General features: G+C 64.9%; 19 protein-coding genes. 10 read left to right on the top strand and 9 right to left on the bottom strand.

From position 1 onward, the window contains the following. Nucleotides 1-7 precede the first annotated feature (7 nt). From rimM to ffh, 4 genes are all read right to left on the bottom strand, one after another. A complete protein-coding gene (rimM, locus tag ACR65N_RS19070; protein ID WP_430307625.1) occupies nucleotides 8-592 on the bottom strand; it encodes a ribosome maturation factor RimM in 585 nt (194 codons plus the stop codon). Nucleotides 593-704: 112 nt separating this feature from the next. Then, a complete protein-coding gene (gene rpsP / locus ACR65N_RS19065; protein ID WP_430307624.1) occupies nucleotides 705-1,073 on the bottom strand; it encodes a 30S ribosomal protein S16 in 369 nt (122 codons plus the stop codon). A 67-nt stretch (nucleotides 1,074-1,140) separates the two neighbouring features. Further along, on the bottom strand, nucleotides 1,141-1,458 hold the full coding sequence (locus ACR65N_RS19060; protein ID WP_430307758.1) for a chorismate mutase: 318 nt from the start codon (nucleotides 1,456-1,458) through the stop codon (nucleotides 1,141-1,143). A 15-nt stretch (nucleotides 1,459-1,473) separates the two neighbouring features. After that, complete coding sequence (ffh, locus tag ACR65N_RS19055) at nucleotides 1,474-3,054, bottom strand: signal recognition particle protein (RefSeq protein WP_430307623.1); 1,581 nt, start codon at nucleotides 3,052-3,054, stop codon at nucleotides 1,474-1,476. A gap of 318 nt (nucleotides 3,055-3,372) precedes the next feature. Here ffh and ACR65N_RS19050 point away from each other — a divergent pair, with 318 nt between their 5' ends. The 10 genes from ACR65N_RS19050 to ACR65N_RS19005 all read left to right on the top strand — a co-directional run bounded on the left by ACR65N_RS19050 (nucleotide 3,373) and on the right by ACR65N_RS19005 (nucleotide 12,492). Continuing rightward, nucleotides 3,373-3,618, top strand: coding sequence for a type II toxin-antitoxin system VapB family antitoxin (locus ACR65N_RS19050; protein ID WP_440458279.1), 246 nt, complete (start codon nucleotides 3,373-3,375; stop codon nucleotides 3,616-3,618). Next, the gene (locus ACR65N_RS19045; protein ID WP_440458278.1) at nucleotides 3,618-4,055 is read left to right on the top strand and encodes a type II toxin-antitoxin system VapC family toxin; all 438 of its coding nucleotides are present in this window, start codon (nucleotides 3,618-3,620) and stop codon (nucleotides 4,053-4,055) included. Before ACR65N_RS19050 ends, ACR65N_RS19045 begins: the two co-directional genes overlap by 1 nt. Before the next feature lie 73 nt (nucleotides 4,056-4,128). Then, the gene (locus tag ACR65N_RS19040) at nucleotides 4,129-5,205 is read left to right on the top strand and encodes an MBL fold metallo-hydrolase (protein WP_440458277.1); all 1,077 of its coding nucleotides are present in this window, start codon (nucleotides 4,129-4,131) and stop codon (nucleotides 5,203-5,205) included. Nucleotides 5,206-5,302: 97 nt separating this feature from the next. Beyond that, nucleotides 5,303-6,265 (top strand): agmatinase, encoded by a 963-nt coding sequence (speB, locus tag ACR65N_RS19035; RefSeq protein WP_440458276.1) that lies wholly within the window; start codon nucleotides 5,303-5,305, stop codon nucleotides 6,263-6,265. Nucleotides 6,266-6,348: 83 nt separating this feature from the next. Further along, a complete protein-coding gene (gene dapF / locus ACR65N_RS19030) occupies nucleotides 6,349-7,251 on the top strand; it encodes a diaminopimelate epimerase (protein WP_440458275.1) in 903 nt (300 codons plus the stop codon). Continuing rightward, a complete protein-coding gene (gene mtaB / locus ACR65N_RS19025) occupies nucleotides 7,248-8,522 on the top strand; it encodes a tRNA (N(6)-L-threonylcarbamoyladenosine(37)-C(2))-methylthiotransferase MtaB (RefSeq protein ID WP_440458274.1) in 1,275 nt (424 codons plus the stop codon). The genes dapF and mtaB overlap by 4 nt, the downstream gene beginning before the upstream one ends. Before the next feature lie 14 nt (nucleotides 8,523-8,536). Then, nucleotides 8,537-9,916 carry a signal recognition particle-docking protein FtsY gene (ftsY, locus tag ACR65N_RS19020; protein ID WP_440458273.1) on the top strand — a complete coding sequence of 460 codons (1,380 nt, stop codon included), beginning with the start codon at nucleotides 8,537-8,539 and terminating at the stop codon, nucleotides 9,914-9,916. A 55-nt stretch (nucleotides 9,917-9,971) separates the two neighbouring features. Beyond that, entirely contained in the window at nucleotides 9,972-10,631 is a 660-nt protein-coding gene (locus ACR65N_RS19015) for a septation protein A (protein WP_430307615.1), read from the top strand. Beyond that, the gene (locus tag ACR65N_RS19010; RefSeq protein WP_440458272.1) at nucleotides 10,628-11,215 is read left to right on the top strand and encodes a DUF2585 domain-containing protein; all 588 of its coding nucleotides are present in this window, start codon (nucleotides 10,628-10,630) and stop codon (nucleotides 11,213-11,215) included. Before ACR65N_RS19015 ends, ACR65N_RS19010 begins: the two co-directional genes overlap by 4 nt. A 98-nt stretch (nucleotides 11,216-11,313) precedes the next feature. After that, the gene (locus tag ACR65N_RS19005; RefSeq protein WP_440458271.1) at nucleotides 11,314-12,492 is read left to right on the top strand and encodes a GGDEF domain-containing protein; all 1,179 of its coding nucleotides are present in this window, start codon (nucleotides 11,314-11,316) and stop codon (nucleotides 12,490-12,492) included. A 16-nt stretch (nucleotides 12,493-12,508) separates the two neighbouring features. Here ACR65N_RS19005 and ACR65N_RS19000 read toward each other — a convergent pair whose 3' ends face one another. From ACR65N_RS19000 to ccmA, 5 genes are all read right to left on the bottom strand, one after another. After that, the gene (locus ACR65N_RS19000; protein WP_440458270.1) at nucleotides 12,509-13,126 is read right to left on the bottom strand and encodes a DsbE family thiol:disulfide interchange protein; all 618 of its coding nucleotides are present in this window, start codon (nucleotides 13,124-13,126) and stop codon (nucleotides 12,509-12,511) included. Continuing rightward, nucleotides 13,123-13,299: a heme exporter protein CcmD gene (gene ccmD / locus ACR65N_RS18995; protein WP_440458269.1), complete on the bottom strand. Its 177-nt coding sequence runs from the start codon at nucleotides 13,297-13,299 to the stop codon at nucleotides 13,123-13,125. The genes ACR65N_RS19000 and ccmD overlap by 4 nt, the downstream gene beginning before the upstream one ends. A 2-nt stretch (nucleotides 13,300-13,301) precedes the next feature. Then, entirely contained in the window at nucleotides 13,302-14,060 is a 759-nt protein-coding gene (locus ACR65N_RS18990; RefSeq protein WP_440458268.1) for a heme ABC transporter permease, read from the bottom strand. Between the two features lie 44 nt (nucleotides 14,061-14,104). Beyond that, a complete protein-coding gene (gene ccmB, locus ACR65N_RS18985) occupies nucleotides 14,105-14,764 on the bottom strand; it encodes a heme exporter protein CcmB (RefSeq protein WP_440458267.1) in 660 nt (219 codons plus the stop codon). Between the two features lie 169 nt (nucleotides 14,765-14,933). After that, nucleotides 14,934-15,581: a heme ABC exporter ATP-binding protein CcmA gene (ccmA, locus tag ACR65N_RS18980; protein WP_440458266.1), complete on the bottom strand. Its 648-nt coding sequence runs from the start codon at nucleotides 15,579-15,581 to the stop codon at nucleotides 14,934-14,936. Nucleotides 15,582-15,610 lie beyond the last annotated feature (29 nt).

Raw genomic sequence — 15,610 nt, 5'->3', positions numbered from 1 at the left:
CTTCAGATCAGTCCGGCTTGCTGTTCTTGTTGCCACCCTTGCCGGCGGGCCGGGTCGGGTCGCCATCGTCGGGCGTATCGATCAGCCCGGCGGCGATCGGATCGACGATGATGCGGCCGTTCTCCAGGTCGATCTCCAGCACCGCCGCTTCCGAGAACGGAATGAGCGTCGGGCGGCGTCCCTGGCCCTTCAGTTCGAGCAGGTCGCCGGCGCCGAAATCGAAGACGCCGCTCACCTGGCCGTAGCTGCGGCCTTCGGTGTCGACGGCTTCCAGCCCTTCCAGGTCGGCATAGTAGAACTCGTCGTCGTCGAGTTCCTCGTCGGGCAGGTTGTCGCGGTCGATGTAGAGCTCGAGCCCGTTCAGGGATTCAGCCGTCGTCCGGTCGTTGATGCCGCGGAAGCGCACGACGACGACATTCTTCGCCTCGCGCAGCTCGAGGATTTCGAAGACGCGGCCGTCCATGGCATGCAGATGACCGTATTCGGCAAGCGCGGTCGGATCGCCGGTGAAGGGCCGCACCCGGACTTCGCCGCGCAGGCCCTGGGCCGCGCCGATGGTCGCCATCAGGATAGGGTTCTCAAGCTTGGCCATGATCGCTCCTGTTCGGTTGAAGCGTTGTAGAGCGCATCCTGCGCCTTGAAAATAGATGACGGGCGGCATGTCGCCATGCCACCCGCCAAAAGAACGAGGATATGCGCCGGACTTATTCGGCAGAAGCAGCAGCTTCAGCGGCGTCGGCAGCCTTCTGGGCCCGCTCGGCAACGCGCTCCTGGGCCTTCTTGCCCGGCTTTGCCTTGTCCGGGTTGCTGCGCTCGGCGCGCTCGGCCAGGCCGGCCTGGGCCATGAAGCGCAGAACGCGGTCGGTCGGCTGGGCGCCGGCGGCAACCCAATGCTTGATGCGGTCGCCGTCCATCTGGATGCGGGCGTCCGAATCCTTGCCGAGCATCGGGTTCCACGAACCGAGCTTCTCGATGAAGCGGCCATCGCGCGGGGCGCGGGCATCGGCAACGACGATGTGGTAGTACGGGCGCTTCTTGGAACCACCACGGGCGAGACGGATCTTCAGGGACATGTAGAACTCCTAGTGTTTGGGAGCCAGGCGCCATCTGCGGCGGGCTGGACTGTTGTTGAGGCCGCCGTCAGGCGGTCTGTTTCGGTTCGCCGTGTTCAGCGGCGATGGCTTCATGATGCCGGATGACTTCCTTGATGACGAAGTTCAGGAACTTCTCGGCGAAATCCGGATCCAGATGAGCGTCCTTGGCAAGCTTGCGAAGCCGTTCGATCTGGTATTCCTCGCGCGCCGGGTCGGCCGGCGGCAAATCGTATTGGGCCTTCAGGATGCCCACTTCCTTGGTGCAGCGGAAACGCTCGGCGAGCATGTGGATCAGCGCCGCGTCGATGTTGTCGATCGACTGGCGGTAGTTGCCAAGCTGCTGCTTCACCTTCGGATCGCTCATCTGCGCCGTCACCCCTTACTTCTTCTTGGGGAAACCGGGCAGGCCCGGCATTCCACCCAGGCCCGGAAGCTTGGCGCCGCCAAGGCCCGGCATTCCGCCGCCGAGGCCCGGCATCGAACCCGGACGCAGGCCGGCGGCCTCCGCCTGCTTCTGCAGGGCTTCCAACTGCTTCGGATCGAGCTTCGACAGGTCGGGCATGCCGCCCATGCCGCCGAGACCGCCCATCCCGCCCATGCCACCAAGACCCATCTTGCCGGCAAGGCCGCCCATCATCTGCTTCATCATGCCGCCCTTGCCCTTACCGCCCATGGCTTTCATCATGTCGGCCATCTGGCGGTGCATCTTCAGGAGCTTGTTGATTTCCGCGGCGTCGGTGCCGGAGCCGGCGGCGATGCGCTTCTTGCGGGAATGCTTCAGCATGTCCGGGTTGGCGCGCTCGGCCTTGGTCATCGAGCCGATGATGGCGATCTGGCGGTCGAACATCTTGTCGTTCATGCCGGACGCGGCGAGCTTGTCCTTCATGCCGGCCATTCCGGGCATCATCCCCATGATGCCGCCCATGCCGCCCAGCGACTTCATCTGGCGCAGCTGGTCGGCAAGGTCGTTCAGGTCGAACTTGCCCGACTGCATCTTCTTGGCCATCGCCGCGGCCTTTTCCGCGTCGATGTTTTCGGCAGCCTTCTCGACCAGCGAAACGATGTCGCCCATGCCGAGAATGCGGTCGGCGATACGGCGCGGATGGAACTCCTCGAGCTCGTTCATCCGCTCGCCGGTACCGATGAGCTTGATCGGCTTGCCGGTGACGGCGCGCATCGAAAGCGCTGCACCGCCACGACCGTCGCCGTCCATGCGGGTCAGCACGAGACCGGTGATGCCGACGCGCTCGTCGAAATTGCGGGCAAGGTTGACGGCGTCCTGGCCGGTGAGGCTGTCGGCCACCAGCAGGATTTCGTGCGGCTTGGAGCGGGCCTTGATCTCGGCCATCTCGGCCATCAGCGGCTCGTCGATATGGGTGCGGCCGGCGGTATCGAGGATGACGACATCATGGCCGCCGAGCTTGGCTGCCTGTACGGCGCGCGCGGCGATGTCGGTCGGCGACTGGCCGGCGATCACCGGCAGCGTGTCGATACCGGTCTGGACGCCCAGCTGGCGCAGCTGTTCCTGGGCTGCCGGACGACGCGTGTCGAGCGAGGCCATCAGGACCTTCTTGCGCTCGCGTTCGGTCAGCCGCTTGGCGATCTTGCCGGAAGTCGTCGTCTTGCCCGAGCCCTGCAGGCCGACCATCATGATCACGACGGGGGCGACCGCATGCAGGTCGATGGAGACGCCTTCCGAGCCAAGCATCTCGACCAGCTCGTCATGGACGATCTTGACGACCATCTGGCCGGGCTTGATCGACTTCAGGACTTCGGCGCCGACGGCCTTCTCGCGAACCTTGTCGGTGAAGGAGCGCACGACTTCCAGCGCCACGTCCGCTTCCAAGAGCGCACGGCGAACCTCGCGCAGAGCGGCGGACACATCCGCTTCGCTCAATGCGCCACGGCCGGTCAGTCCACTCAAGATGGAGCCAAGACGGTCCTGGAGGCTTTCGAACATCGTTTCTTCCTTCTCAACGCTGACGGTCGAGCCGCAACGTTGTGTTCCTGCCACCGAAAAACAAGAGAAACAGCCGGAAATCACCCGAGGGCGCATCGCGCTGTCGGGTGTTGACCTCCGGGAACTCTTTACACCTTTACGGGTCCCGGTCGGCGGCTAAAGTCTTGTCAACTTTCAGCAGATGCCGGGCTTAAACAGCATGATGCCCGGAAAGTCAAGGCGGCCCGGGGTTTGGCCCGGTCAGGCTGCTTTGCGGGTGCCTGCATTTTCCGCTATAACCGATCTTCTGTTGTCCGTTGGCGCAAAGGATGCCTTGCGATGTCGATGATCATCCGCGATCCCGTGGTCGATGCGCTGGCGGCGGAAGTCATGCAGAAGCTGGGCGCCAAAACCAAGGCGGAGGCCATTCGCCTGGCGCTGGAAAACGAGCTGAAGCGCGGCGACGACAAGGCGCTGCTGGCCGACCGCGTGAAGGAAATCCAGGACAGGGTCGTCGCAAGAATGGGTTCGCATGCCGCAGCCTTTGATGAGAAGGCCTACATGGACGAGATGTGGGGAAACTGATGTTTCTCGATGCCTCGGCGCTCGTCGCCATCCTGACGGGCGAAGCGACCGCCAACCAGCTCCTGCAGAAACTGGCTGGATCTGCCGGCCCGTTCCACTACACGTCGCTGACCATGTACGAAGCCGTCATCGCCATCGCCCGCAAGACGTCGATCTCGCAACACGGAGATCAGGTTCCGACGCCTGCACCCCTCATCCTGACAGTACAGGCGGATGTCGAGCAGTTTCTCGACGTGATCGGCGCCACGGAAGTGCCCATTCCGCTCGGTGCGCATCACGCAGTGCTTGCTGCCGCCCGCACCTACGGCCGTGCCGTCGGCCATCCGGCAAAGCTGAATTTCGGCGACTGCTTTGCCTACGCCTCTGCCCGCAGCCTCGACGTTCCGCTGCTCTTCGTCGGCAATGATTTTGCCTTGACGGATATCAAGCCTGCGTGATGCCGCTGCCTGGCTTTGCGTGTTTGCAGCGCTTTATCTTGCCGCTTCTCAGAGCGCTTCCTATACCTTCATCATGAAAAGACGCCAATTCATGAAACGGGCCGGCATCGGTGGTCTTGCCCTTCTGGGTGGGGGCTTTGCCGCGGGGAGAGCCATGGCTGCCAATCGCTATTATTCCGGTCCGGCCTCCGATCATTTCGACGGCACCCGCTTCTTCAACCCGAACGGCGAGCAGCCGGAAGGCCTGATGAGCCTGCTCCGCTGGCGTCTCAACGGCAAGAGCATCGGCTGGCCGGACGCGTATCCGAGCCCCGTCGAACCCGCGGTGCCGGAAAAGCGCGTTTCGGGCAACCGCATGGTGGTCACCATGGTCGGCCATGCGTCGATGCTGATCCAAGTGGCTGGTCTGAACATCCTCACCGATCCGGTCTGGGCGGAACGGACCAGCCCTGTCAGCTTTGCCGGCCCGAAGCGCGTCAACCAGCCGGGCATCCGCTTCGAGGATCTGCCGACGATCGACGCCGTCATCGTCACCCACAACCATTACGACCATCTCGACCTTGTGACGCTGAAGCGTGTGCACGAGGCGCACCGGCCGCTGTTTGTCACGCCGCTCGGCAATGATGCGATCTTCGCCCCGTCGCTGGACGATCCGCGCATCACCGTCATGGACTGGGGCGACACGGCCTATGTCGGCAAGAACGTCACGCTTCACTGCGAGCCCTGCCATCACTGGTCGGCGCGCGGCGTCGGCGATCGCCGCATGGCGCTGTGGGGCGCCTTCGTCATCGAGACGCTGGCCGGCAAGATCTACCACATCGGCGATACCGGCTTTCACCAGGGCGAAAACTACCGCGCAGCCTCGGAAAGGCACGGACCCTTCCGGCTGGCCATCCTGCCGATCGGCGCCTACGAGCCGCGCTGGTTCATGAAGGCCCAGCACCAGAACCCGGAGGAAGCGGTGGCCGGCATGCAGCTGGCGCGCGCCTCCTACGCCCTCGGTCACCACTGGGGCACCTTCAAGCTGACGGATGAAGGCATCGAGGAGCCGCTGGCTGCCCTCGGCAATGCGCTTTCGGCAGCCGAGATGAAGCCGGAGCGGTTCCGGGCGATGCGCCCGGGCGAAGCGTTCGACGTTCCGGACGTCTGAGGCGGACGATCTCGCAGTGCGGCATTTACAGCGGCGACAGGCTCTGCTCCACTCCTGCCAGTAAGACAGACGACTTCCTCGCCGCATGGAGCCTTGCTTGAGCACTCAGTTTCACCAGCCCGTCGATGCCGCCGAAGTGCCGCGCTTTGCCGGCCACTCCACCTTCATGCGGCTGCCTGCCGTCACCTCGGCCGAGGGCCTGGACATCGCGCTGGTCGGCATCCCCTGGGACGGCGGAACCACCAACCGGGCCGGTGCCCGGCACGGGCCGCGCGAGGTGCGCAACCAGTCGAGCCTCATCCGCCGCGTGCATCATGTCTCCGGCGTCGAGCCGTTCTCGATCGCCAACATTGCCGATGTCGGCGACGTGTCGGTCAACCCGATCGATCTGATGGATGGTCTGCAACGCATCGAAGCCGGCATTGCCTCCATCGTCGCGGCCGGTGCCGTGCCGCTCTCGGTCGGCGGTGATCACCTGACGACGCTGCCGGTGCTGCGCGCCGTTGCGAAAAGCCGTCCGGTCGGGCTCATCCATTTCGATGCGCATACCGATACCAATGACAGCTATTTCGGCGGCAACAAATACACCCACGGCACGCCGTTCCGCCGCGCCATCGAAGAGGGGCTGCTCGATCCGAAGCGCATGGTGCAGATCGGTATCCGCGGCTCGATCTACGACACGACCGACCATGACTGGGCGAAGGCGCAGGGCATCCGCATCATCTACATGGAAGAGTTCGTCGAGCGTGGCGCCAAGGACGTCATGGCCGAAGCCCGCCGGATCGCCGGTGACGGCCCGACCTACGTCACCTTCGACATCGACAGCATCGATCCGTCGATGGCGCCCGGAACCGGCACGCCGGAGATCGGCGGCTTCTCCACCCGCGAGGCGCAGCAACTGGTGCGGCTTCTCGCTGGCGTCGACATCGTCGGCGCCGATGTGGTGGAGGTCGCGCCACCCTTCGATGTGGCGGGCGTCACCGCGCTTGCCGGAGCCAACATCCTCTTCGAACTGCTCTGCGTCATGGCGCCATGCGTCGAGCGTCGGCGGCAGCTCTAGCGCGGGCCGACACTGGAATTATCCGTCATTTTCCGCCATATAGGCTGCAGATCGGCGCGATCGCGCCCGGGAAGGTGGCAGGCATGACAGAGACGGTCCAATTCGCGAAGATGAACGGACTTGGCAACAAGATCCTGGTCGTCGACATGCGCGGCCGGACCGATCGCGTCACGCCGGCGGCTGCCATCGCACTGGCGGGCAATGCCGATACCGGTTTCGACCAGATCATGGCGGTGCACGATCCGAAGCTTGCCGGTACCGACGCCTATATCGACATCCTCAACTGCGACGGCACGAAGGCGCAGGCCTGCGGCAACGGCACGCGCTGCGTCGTCCAGGCAATGGCCGCCGAGACCGGCTCCAAGACCTTCACCTTCCAGACCGTCGCCGGGATCCTGAATGCTGAGGAGCACGAGGACGGGACGATCTCCGTCGACATGGGCAAGCCCGTGTTTGCCTGGGACAAGATCCCGCTATCGGAAGAGTTCTTCGATACCAGCCGCATCGAGCTGCAGATCGGGCCGATCGACGCGCCGATCCTGCATTCGCCCTCGGCCATGTCGATGGGAAATCCGCATGCGGTGTTCTGGGTCGACCGCGACCCGATGAGCTTCGACCTCGAGCGCTTCGGGCCGCTCCTCGAAAACCATCCGATGTTCCCGGAAAAGGCCAACATCACGCTTGCCCAGGTGGTCTCGCCGTCGCAGATGGTCACCCGCACCTGGGAACGCGGCGCCGGGCTGACGCTCGCCTGCGGATCGGCTGCCTGTGCCGCCGGTGTCTCCGGCGCCCGCACCGGCCGCACCGGCCGCAAGGTCTCGATCACCGTTGCCTCCAGCGCCAACCGCGGAACGCTGACGATCGACTGGCGCGACGACGACCATGTCGTGATGACCGGACCTGCCGCCTGGGAATGGTCGGGCCGTCTCGATCCCGTGACCGGAAGCTTCGAGCGCGAGGCGGCGCCGGAGGCCGGCATCCGGTGAGCGGCGTCGACGTCATAACCTTCGGCTGCCGGCTGAACACCTACGAATCCGAGATCATGCGCGCAGAGGCCGAAAAGGCCGGGCTCAACAATGCCGTGCTCGTCAATACCTGCGCAGTGACCGGCGAGGCGGTGCGCCAGGCACGCCAGGCGATCCGCCGGGTACGGCGCGAACATCCGCATGCCCGCATCATCGTCACCGGCTGTGCCGCCCAGACCGAAGCCGCGACCTTTTCGCAGATGCCAGAAGTCGATGCGGTTCTCGGCAACGAGGAAAAGCTGAACCGGGCCTCCTATCGCAGCCTGCCGGATTTCGGCGTTGCGGCGGAAGAAAAGCTGCGGGTCAACGACATCATGAGCGTCAAGGCGACGGCGCCGCAGATGGTCCTCCACATCGATGGGCATGTGCGGGCTTTCATCCAGGTGCAGAACGGCTGCGATCACCGCTGCACCTTCTGCATCATCCCTTACGGCCGCGGCAATTCCCGCTCGGTGCCGATGGGTGCGGTGGTCGACCAGGCGCGCAGGCTCGTCGAAAGCGGCTACCGCGAAATCGTCCTCACCGGCGTCGACGCGACGAGCTATGGCGGCGACCTGCCGGGCCAGCCGACGCTCGGCCTGCTGGCAAGGACGCTGCTGCGCCAGGTTCCGGACATCCTCCGGCTTCGGCTGTCGTCGATCGACGGCATCGAGGCCGATCGCCATCTCCTCGATCTCATCGCCGAAGAGCCGCGCTTCATGCCGCATCTGCATCTGTCGCTGCAGCATGGCGATGACCTGATCCTGAAGCGCATGAAGCGTCGCCATTCGAGCAGCGATGCGCTCGCCTTCGTCCAACAGGTCCGCCGCCTGCGTCCCGATGTCAGCTTCGGCGCCGACATGATCGCCGGCTTCCCGACGGAGACCGAGGCAATGTTCGCCAACGCGGTGCGCCATGCTGAGGACTGCGGCCTGTCCTTCCTGCACGTGTTTCCCTACAGCCCGCGTCCGGGGACGCCGGCGTCCCGGATGCCGCAGCTGGACCGGGCGCTCGTCAAGGAACGTGCGGCACGGCTTCGCGTTACCAGAGAGGCGCTGCAGCGGCGGCATCTCGACCGAATGATCGCCACGCGCCAGACGGTTCTTGTGGAGATGAGCGGTTTCGCGCATACGGAAAACTTCACGCTGGTCGAAGCCTCCGGGCTCACGCCCCGCGCCATGGTCGATGTGGAGATCACCGGCCACAACGGCAAACATCTCACCATGCAGCTTGCCGCCGCCCGCGCGGCGTGACGGAACGGAATTTCATGGCGATCAGCTTCATCAAAAGGGTCTTCACGTTCGGCGACAAACCCGTCGAGGAGAATATCCCGTCGGTCAGCGAGGCCGAGCAGCGGCTGAGCCCGCAGGAAGCCGCGCAGATCGCGTCCGAGCTCGAGCCGCATTCTCGCAGTGAGGACCTGCCGCTCGCCGATGCCGATCCAGTGGCGGCACTCGAGATGGAGACGGCCGGCGGCCCGGCAGCGGATGAGGCCACAGAGACCGTCGAGATCATTCCCGACGCTGACGCGGCGGATGCGGATCTCGAAGAGCCGCCGCTGCTGCCGGCCGTCGATACGCTGTCGGACATGGGTGTCGTGCCGCTGTCGTTGCTGGAGGCGGAAGCCGCCGAGGGGCAGACCGAGGCGCCGGTTGCCGAGGTCGCTCTGCCGAAGGGCTTTGCAACGCGCGTCGAGGAGGCGCCGGTCGAGGTCGTGGCACAGCCGCGGCTCACCTGGTTCCAGCGCCTGCGCGCCGGCCTGCTCAGGACGTCGACGCAGCTTACCGGCCAGATCTCGGCGCTGTTCACCAAGCGCAAGCTCGACGATGCGACGCTCGAAGAGCTCGAGGATCTCTTGATCCAGGCCGATCTCGGCGTCGAGACCGCCATGCGCATCACCGGCGCCCTGTCGTCCGAACGCTACGGCAAGGACGTCACCGGCGAGGACGTCTCGAAGATCATGGCAAGCGAGATCACCAAGGTGCTGAAGCCGGTCGCCAAGCCGCTGGCGCTCGATCTCGCCCACAAACCCCATGTCATCCTCGTCGTCGGGGTCAACGGCACCGGCAAGACGACGACGATCGGCAAGCTTGCCGCCAAGCTTTCGGGGTCGGGCCTGAAGGTCATGCTGGCGGCTGGCGATACCTTCCGTGCGGCCGCAATTGAACAGCTGAAGATCTGGGCCGACCGTACCAATTCGGAATTCATCGGCACCAGGCTCGGCGCCGACGCGGCCGGCCTTGCCTATGATGCGTTCGAGCAGGCGCGCCAGAAGAAGTGCGACGTGCTGATCATCGATACGGCCGGCCGCCTGCAGAACAAGACGGAGCTGATGGCCGAGCTCGAAAAGATCGTCCGCGTACTCGGCAAGCTCGATCCCGACGCGCCGCATACCGTGCTGCAGACGCTGGATGCGACGACCGGCCAGAATGCCATGAACCAGGTGGAGATCTTCCGCAATGTGGCTGGCGTCGGCGGCCTGATCATGACCAAACTCGACGGCACGGCGCGCGGCGGCATCCTCGTCGCCATCGCCGCCAAGCACAAGCTGCCGGTCTATTTCATCGGCGTCGGCGAAGGCGTCGACGATCTGGAACCCTTCGAAGCCGAAGATTTCGCCGCGGCCATTGCCGGCGTGACGCATTGATGACACAGAAACCGGGTTTGCATCCGCAACCCTCCGATCGAGATTAAGACAGATCATGCAGAGCTTCGAAAGCGACACGACGCCGACCCGCCAGGAAAAGGAACATCCCGGCCTCAAGCTGGCGCTCGAAATAGGCCCGTTGCTGGTGTTCTTCTTCGCCAACCTGCGCGGCGAGTGGCTGGTCGAGCGGTTTCCGGCACTGTCTGCTCTCGGCGGTCCGCTGCTGGTGGCGACCGGCGTGTTCATGGCCGCCACGGTGATCTCGCTGGTCGTCTCGAAGATCGTCTTCAAGCACCTGCCGGTCATGCCCTTCGTCTCGGGCGTCGTGGTCATGGTGTTCGGCGGCCTGTCGATCTGGCTGCAGGACGAGACCTTCATCAAGATGAAGCCGACCATCGTCAACACGCTGTTCGGCGTGACGCTCCTGGTCGGCCTGCTGTTCGGCAAGTCGCTGCTCGGCTACGTGTTCAACGCCGCCTTCCAGCTCACGGATGAAGGCTGGCGCAAGCTGACGCTGCGCTGGGGCGTTTTCTTCCTGTTTCTCGCGGTCATCAACGAAGTCGTCTGGCGCAACTTTTCCGATGCCGTCTGGGTCAACTTCAAGGTCTGGGGCACGATGCCGATCACCATCGCCTTCACCCTTGCCCAGATGCCGCTGATCATGCGCCACTCCGTCGATAAGACCGCCGATCCAAGCGCCAGAGACATCAAGTGACCCTGGCCGCGGCGCCGCAGCGCGACACCAGCGACTCCTTCTGGTTTGCCGTCGTCGGCATCATTCTCGCCGTCCAGGTAATTTCGGAGCATCTGCTTGGGCGGCTGTGGATCTGCTCGTGCGGCACGATCAAGCTGTTCGAGCCGGGCGTCAACACGCCCGGCAATTCGCAGCATCTCTCCGACTGGTACACGCCGTCCCACATCATTCACGGCTTCCTCTTCTATCTTCTCGCCCGCGCCATCCTGCGGCAGGGCGGGTTTGGTCAGCGGCTGGCGCTCGCGACGCTGATAGAGGCCGCATGGGAACTGCTGGAGAACTCGCCGATCATCATCGACCGCTACCGTTCGGCGACCATGGCGATCGGCTATGAGGGCGACAGCATCCTCAACTCGGCGATGGACACGGTGTTCATGGGTCTCGGCTTCCTGTTTGCCGCCCGCGCCCCCGTCTGGCTGACAGTGCTGCTGGCCGTCGCCTTCGAGCTGATTACCGCCATTGTCATCCGCGACAACCTCACGCTCAACGTGCTGATGCTGGTCTGGCCGGTTGAGGCCGTCAAAGCCTGGCAGGCAGCGCTCTGACCCAACTGTCATCGTGACAGCAACGGTCGCGGTTTCCGATTGTTAACGGATGCCGCTTATGGGTCTGCGCCACCACAGGCATCGATGGTCACGGGACGATGACAGATCACTTCGCATTCATCCTTCCGTTCTTCATGGCGGTGTTCGGCATCATCTTCCTGACGGCGGGCACCTGGAGCGCAGCGCGCGCGACCTGGTGGGGCGTCGGCTACCTGTCTGCGGCGGTCGCCTTCCTCATGCCGGTCCTGACCTTTCTGCCGGTGCCGCTGGCCGCGATGATCGCCAACCTCCTGTTCCTCACCGCCTTCTTCGCTTACGGCGAGGCGCTGGCCGACCGGCTCGGTGGGCCGCGACTGCGGCGCGTCCGGCTGCTCGTCGTGCTACTCGCTTTGCCGTTTCTCGGCCATGCCGTGCTGATTGCAGCCGACCTGCGGCAGGAGATCATCGCCGGCGATCTCGCCTGCGGGCTGCTGCTGCTCGCGTCGGTCGTCAGTCTCGTGCGGCGGGCGGTGCTGCCGGTCGATCGGGTGCTGGTGGCGGTTGCGGCGATGGTGGTGGCGGAAACGCTGCTGCGGCTTGTCCTGTTCGTCGCCATGACTTCCGCGTCGGCGGGCCTCTCGACGGAGAGCTATCTTTCCTCCTCCTATGCCTTCTATGTCCAGATGGGCGCCAGCATGCTGACCTTCCTGTTAGCGCTGTCGGTGCTGGCAACGATCGTCCACGACACGGTCCTGGGGCACCGTACGGCTTCCGAACAGGATCCGCTGACCGGTCTCCTCAACCGCCGGGGTTTCGACCTCGGATGCGACCGCGCTACACGGTCCCGGGCTCTCGGGGCGGTGGTGCTTGGCGATATCGACCGGTTCAAGCGCGTCAACGACCACTTTGGCCATGCCGCCGGCGACGATGTCATCCGCCGTTTCGCTGATCTTCTGAGAAGCACGATACCGGAGGGGGCGCTTGCCGCTCGTTTCGGTGGCGAGGAGTTTGTCGTCTTCCTGCCCGGCCTTGCGGCAGCCGAGGCAGGCGTGCTTGCTGAACGGCTGCGCGAGGCGTTTGCCGCGCAAGCGTGGATCTTCCACGACGACGGCGTGCCGATCACGGCCAGTTTCGGCGTCTCGGCGCTCGCCGCCAGCGATCATTCCGTCCACGACGCGATCCAGAGGGCCGATGCGCGGCTCTACGAGGCCAAGTGCGGCGGTCGCAACCGCGTGGTCGTAGAGGGCCAGAACAGCGCCGCCGCCAACCCCTCGCTGCGGGTCGTCTCGATCAACTGATCGTCGTTCAGCGAACTCAGCCGCGCTGGGTGGCCCGGGCGATTGCGGGCAGCAGATCATCGCGCACGCTGCGCTCGTCGAAGGGGCCGACGCGCTTGTAGAGGATCGTCCCGTCGGCGCCGACGAGGTAGCTTTCCGGAATGCCGTAGACACCCCAGTCGATCGCCGCCTTGCCGTTCGGGTCGACACCGATCGCCTTGTAGGGATTGCCGAGCTCGCCGAGGAACCGCAGGGCGTTGTCGTTGCGGTCCTTGTAGTTGATGCCGACGATCGTCAGGCGCGGATCCGTGGCCAGTTGCTTCAGCAGCGGATGCTCCTGGCGGCAGGGTACGCACCAGGAGGCGAACACGTTGACCAGCGTCAGTCGCCCGGCAATCGCCTGCGTCGTCAATGCCGGCAGGTTGGCACCCTCGAGCGGCGGCAATGCAAGCGCCGGTGCCGGCTTGTCGATGAGCGCCGAAGGAATGGCGGAGACATCGAGGCCGTTGACGTCCTGGTCGTAGAGCATCTTTCCGGCCACGGCGGCAAAACCGGCAAACACCGCAAGCGGAATCAGCGCCAGGGCATACCGCGCCTTGCTGCGAGGAGCCGGCTCGGCCTGCGGTGCATGGTTTTCAGGGTGGTCCGTCGTCATGTGCGATTGGCCTCGGCGGCCTGCGAAGCCGAGCGGCGGCGCAGGCCGCCGGCTTCGAGTTCGGCCAGTTCCCGGCGGCGGGCACGGCCGTCGAGCCAGGTCCGACAGATGGCGCCGAGCGTGATGGCGGCGGTGATGCCATAGGCGGAATAGACGTAGAAGGCGTGGCTCATCGTCAGTCTCCGCGGGTCGCGAGGCGGGCTGCCATGCGTCGCTGGGTGGCAATGCGGCGCCGCCAGATCTCGTTGCGCATGGCCATCACGTGCAGGGTGAAGAACAGACAGGTGAAGGCGATAGCCATCACCAGCAACGGGCGCAGGAATTCGCCGTCGATCGTCGGGCCGTCCATGCGGATGACGCTTGCCGGCTGGTGCAGCGTGTTCCACCAGTCGACGGAGAACTTGATGATCGGGATGTTGACGAAGCCGACGAGGATCAGCACGGCGCTGAGGCGCGCGGCCCGCGACGGATCGTCCATCGCCCGGTTGAGCGCGATGATGCCGAGATACATGAGGAACAGCACGAAGACGGAGGTGAGGCGTGCATCCCAGACCCACCAGGTGCCCCACATGGGCTTGCCCCACAGCGAGCCGGTGACGAGTGCGATCAGCGTGAAGGCGGCGCCGAGCGGGGCTGCGGCCCTGTGGCTGACATCGGCCAGCGGATGGCGCCAGACCAGCGTGCCGATCGCCGACAGCGCCATCACCGTGTAGCACATCATCGACAGCCAGGCGGCCGGCACGTGAATGTACATGATGCGGACCGTATCGCCCTGCTGGTAGTCGCCTTCTGAAGCGAAGGACAATGTGAGACCTATGGCAAACAGCAGCGCCGTGACGCCGGCCATCCAGGGCAGGATACGCGCCGCCAGCGCCAGGAAGCGGGTCGGGTTGGCCAGGTCGCTGAATTTGCGGATGGCGAGGCTGTCGGTCATGCGGTCCTTCTACGGCGGGGCATCTGCCGCCTGCTTGATTCTAGTCAATCGCCGGCATTGCGCAACGCCAGTGCCGCACCCGCCGGACCGATCACCGCAAAAAACATCGTGATGGCGATGAGGATCATGAAGGGCGGCAGGAAGGGAGCCGGGTCCATTACCGCCGCGTAGGAGGCGCTGACGCCGAAGATCAGCACCGGCACGCAGAGCGGCAGGACAAGGATCGACACGAGCAGGCCGCCGCGCGGCAAGGTCACGGCGACCGCGGCACCCACCGCACCGATGAAGGTCAGCGCAGGGGAGCCGACCAGCAGCGTCAGCATGACGGCGCCGATCGCCACCTCGTCCATGTTCATGAACAGTCCGAGCAGCGGCGAAGCGATCACCAGCGGCAAAACATTGGCCAGCCAGTGGGCGAGGCATTTCACCAGCACCGTCAGCACCAGCGGATGCTCCTGCATCAGCAGGAGATCGAGCGAGCCGTCCTCGCGCTCGGTCTGGAACAGCCGGTCGAGGCCGAGGAGCGCAGACAGCAGCGCGCCGATCCAGACGATTGCCGGGCCGATGCGGGCGAGCAGGTTGAGATCGGGACCGACGCCGAATGGAATGACGGCGACCACCGTTAGGAAGAACAGCACGCCGATCAGCGCACCGCCGCCGGCCCGCACCGAAAGTCTGAGATCGCGCAGCAGGAGGGCGGTCATGATGGTGCCTTGTCGGCTGCTTGCCCCTTACCCCAACCCTCTCCCCGCAGGCGGGGAGAGGGGGAAATCTGCCGTTGCCGCAATGATCCTTCTCCCCGTTCAGACGTGGAGAAGATGCCGGCAGGCAGATGAGGGGCAGATTTTGTCAACTGCCTTGAGGTGCCTTGCATCATACACCCACCTCCATATCCGCGTGCGCAAACCCCTTCATCTCCAGACGATGCTTCGCGGTGAAATCCAGCGGCTGGTGGGTGGCGGCGAGAACGATCCCGCCATCGGCGAGGTGGTCTCGGATCAGGCGGGCAAACAGCGCTTCGGCCAAGGTGTCGAGGGCTGCCGTCGGTTCGTCGAGCAGCCAGACAGGCCGGTGCGCCACCAGCAGCTTGGCAAACGCCATGCGTCGCTGCTGGCCGGCCGAAAGGTATCCGAAGGGCAGATGCAGGATCGTGTCGAGTTCGACCGCACTCGCCGCACGCTCAACCGCCAGGCCACGACCGCTCTCGCTGCCGGTGAAGAACGACTTCCAGAAGCTCAGGTTTTCCGCCACCGTCAGTTCCGGCTTCATCGCGTTGCGATGGCCGAGATAGTGGCAGGCTTCGGACACCCGCATCGGCTCGGATGCATCCGGGTCATTCCACAGCACCCGCCCCCCCGATGCCGGCAGCAGGCCCGCCACCACGCGCAGCAGCGTCGACTTTCCAGAACCGTTGCGGCCCGTCAGCAGCAGCGCGTCGCCATCGACCAAGCTGAAGGAAATATTGGAGAAAAGCAGATCCTCACCACGCCGTGCCGAGAGATCTTCTGCGGTCAGCCGCATGAGGTCCGCCTTCGTTTGCCGCCGGTCGG

The organism is Rhizobium sp. SAFR-030 (assembly GCF_059415005.1).
The sequence above is the reverse complement of the archived record's forward strand: the minus strand, read 5'-3'. Positions and strand labels throughout refer to the sequence as shown.

Bases quoted from the DNA above. Each gene is read 5' to 3' on its own strand.
- ACR65N_RS19060 (WP_430307758.1), bottom strand. From the start codon at position 1,458: ATGAGCGATCCGAAGGTGAAGCAGCAGCTTGGCAACTACCGCCAGTCG.
- rpsP (WP_430307624.1), bottom strand. From the start codon at position 1,073: ATGTCCCTGAAGATCCGTCTCGCCCGTGGTGGTTCCAAGAAGCGCCCG.
- ccmA (WP_440458266.1), bottom strand. From the start codon at position 15,581: ATGCGGCTGACCGCAGAAGATCTCTCGGCACGGCGTGGTGAGGATCTG.
- dapF (WP_440458275.1), top strand. From the start codon at position 6,349: ATGACAGAGACGGTCCAATTCGCGAAGATGAACGGACTTGGCAACAAG.
- ACR65N_RS19000 (WP_440458270.1), bottom strand. From the start codon at position 13,126: ATGACGACGGACCACCCTGAAAACCATGCACCGCAGGCCGAGCCGGCT.
- ccmB (WP_440458267.1), bottom strand. From the start codon at position 14,764: ATGACCGCCCTCCTGCTGCGCGATCTCAGACTTTCGGTGCGGGCCGGC.
- ftsY (WP_440458273.1), top strand. From the start codon at position 8,537: ATGGCGATCAGCTTCATCAAAAGGGTCTTCACGTTCGGCGACAAACCC.
- ACR65N_RS18990 (WP_440458268.1), bottom strand. From the start codon at position 14,060: ATGACCGACAGCCTCGCCATCCGCAAATTCAGCGACCTGGCCAACCCG.
- ACR65N_RS19040 (WP_440458277.1), top strand. From the start codon at position 4,129: ATGAAAAGACGCCAATTCATGAAACGGGCCGGCATCGGTGGTCTTGCC.
- ACR65N_RS19005 (WP_440458271.1), top strand. From the start codon at position 11,314: ATGACAGATCACTTCGCATTCATCCTTCCGTTCTTCATGGCGGTGTTC.
- ACR65N_RS19045 (WP_440458278.1), top strand. From the start codon at position 3,618: ATGTTTCTCGATGCCTCGGCGCTCGTCGCCATCCTGACGGGCGAAGCG.
- ACR65N_RS19050 (WP_440458279.1), top strand. From the start codon at position 3,373: ATGTCGATGATCATCCGCGATCCCGTGGTCGATGCGCTGGCGGCGGAA.
- ffh (WP_430307623.1), bottom strand. From the start codon at position 3,054: ATGTTCGAAAGCCTCCAGGACCGTCTTGGCTCCATCTTGAGTGGACTG.
- ccmD (WP_440458269.1), bottom strand. From the start codon at position 13,299: ATGAGCCACGCCTTCTACGTCTATTCCGCCTATGGCATCACCGCCGCC.
- ACR65N_RS19015 (WP_430307615.1), top strand. From the start codon at position 9,972: ATGCAGAGCTTCGAAAGCGACACGACGCCGACCCGCCAGGAAAAGGAA.
- rimM (WP_430307625.1), bottom strand. From the start codon at position 592: ATGGCCAAGCTTGAGAACCCTATCCTGATGGCGACCATCGGCGCGGCC.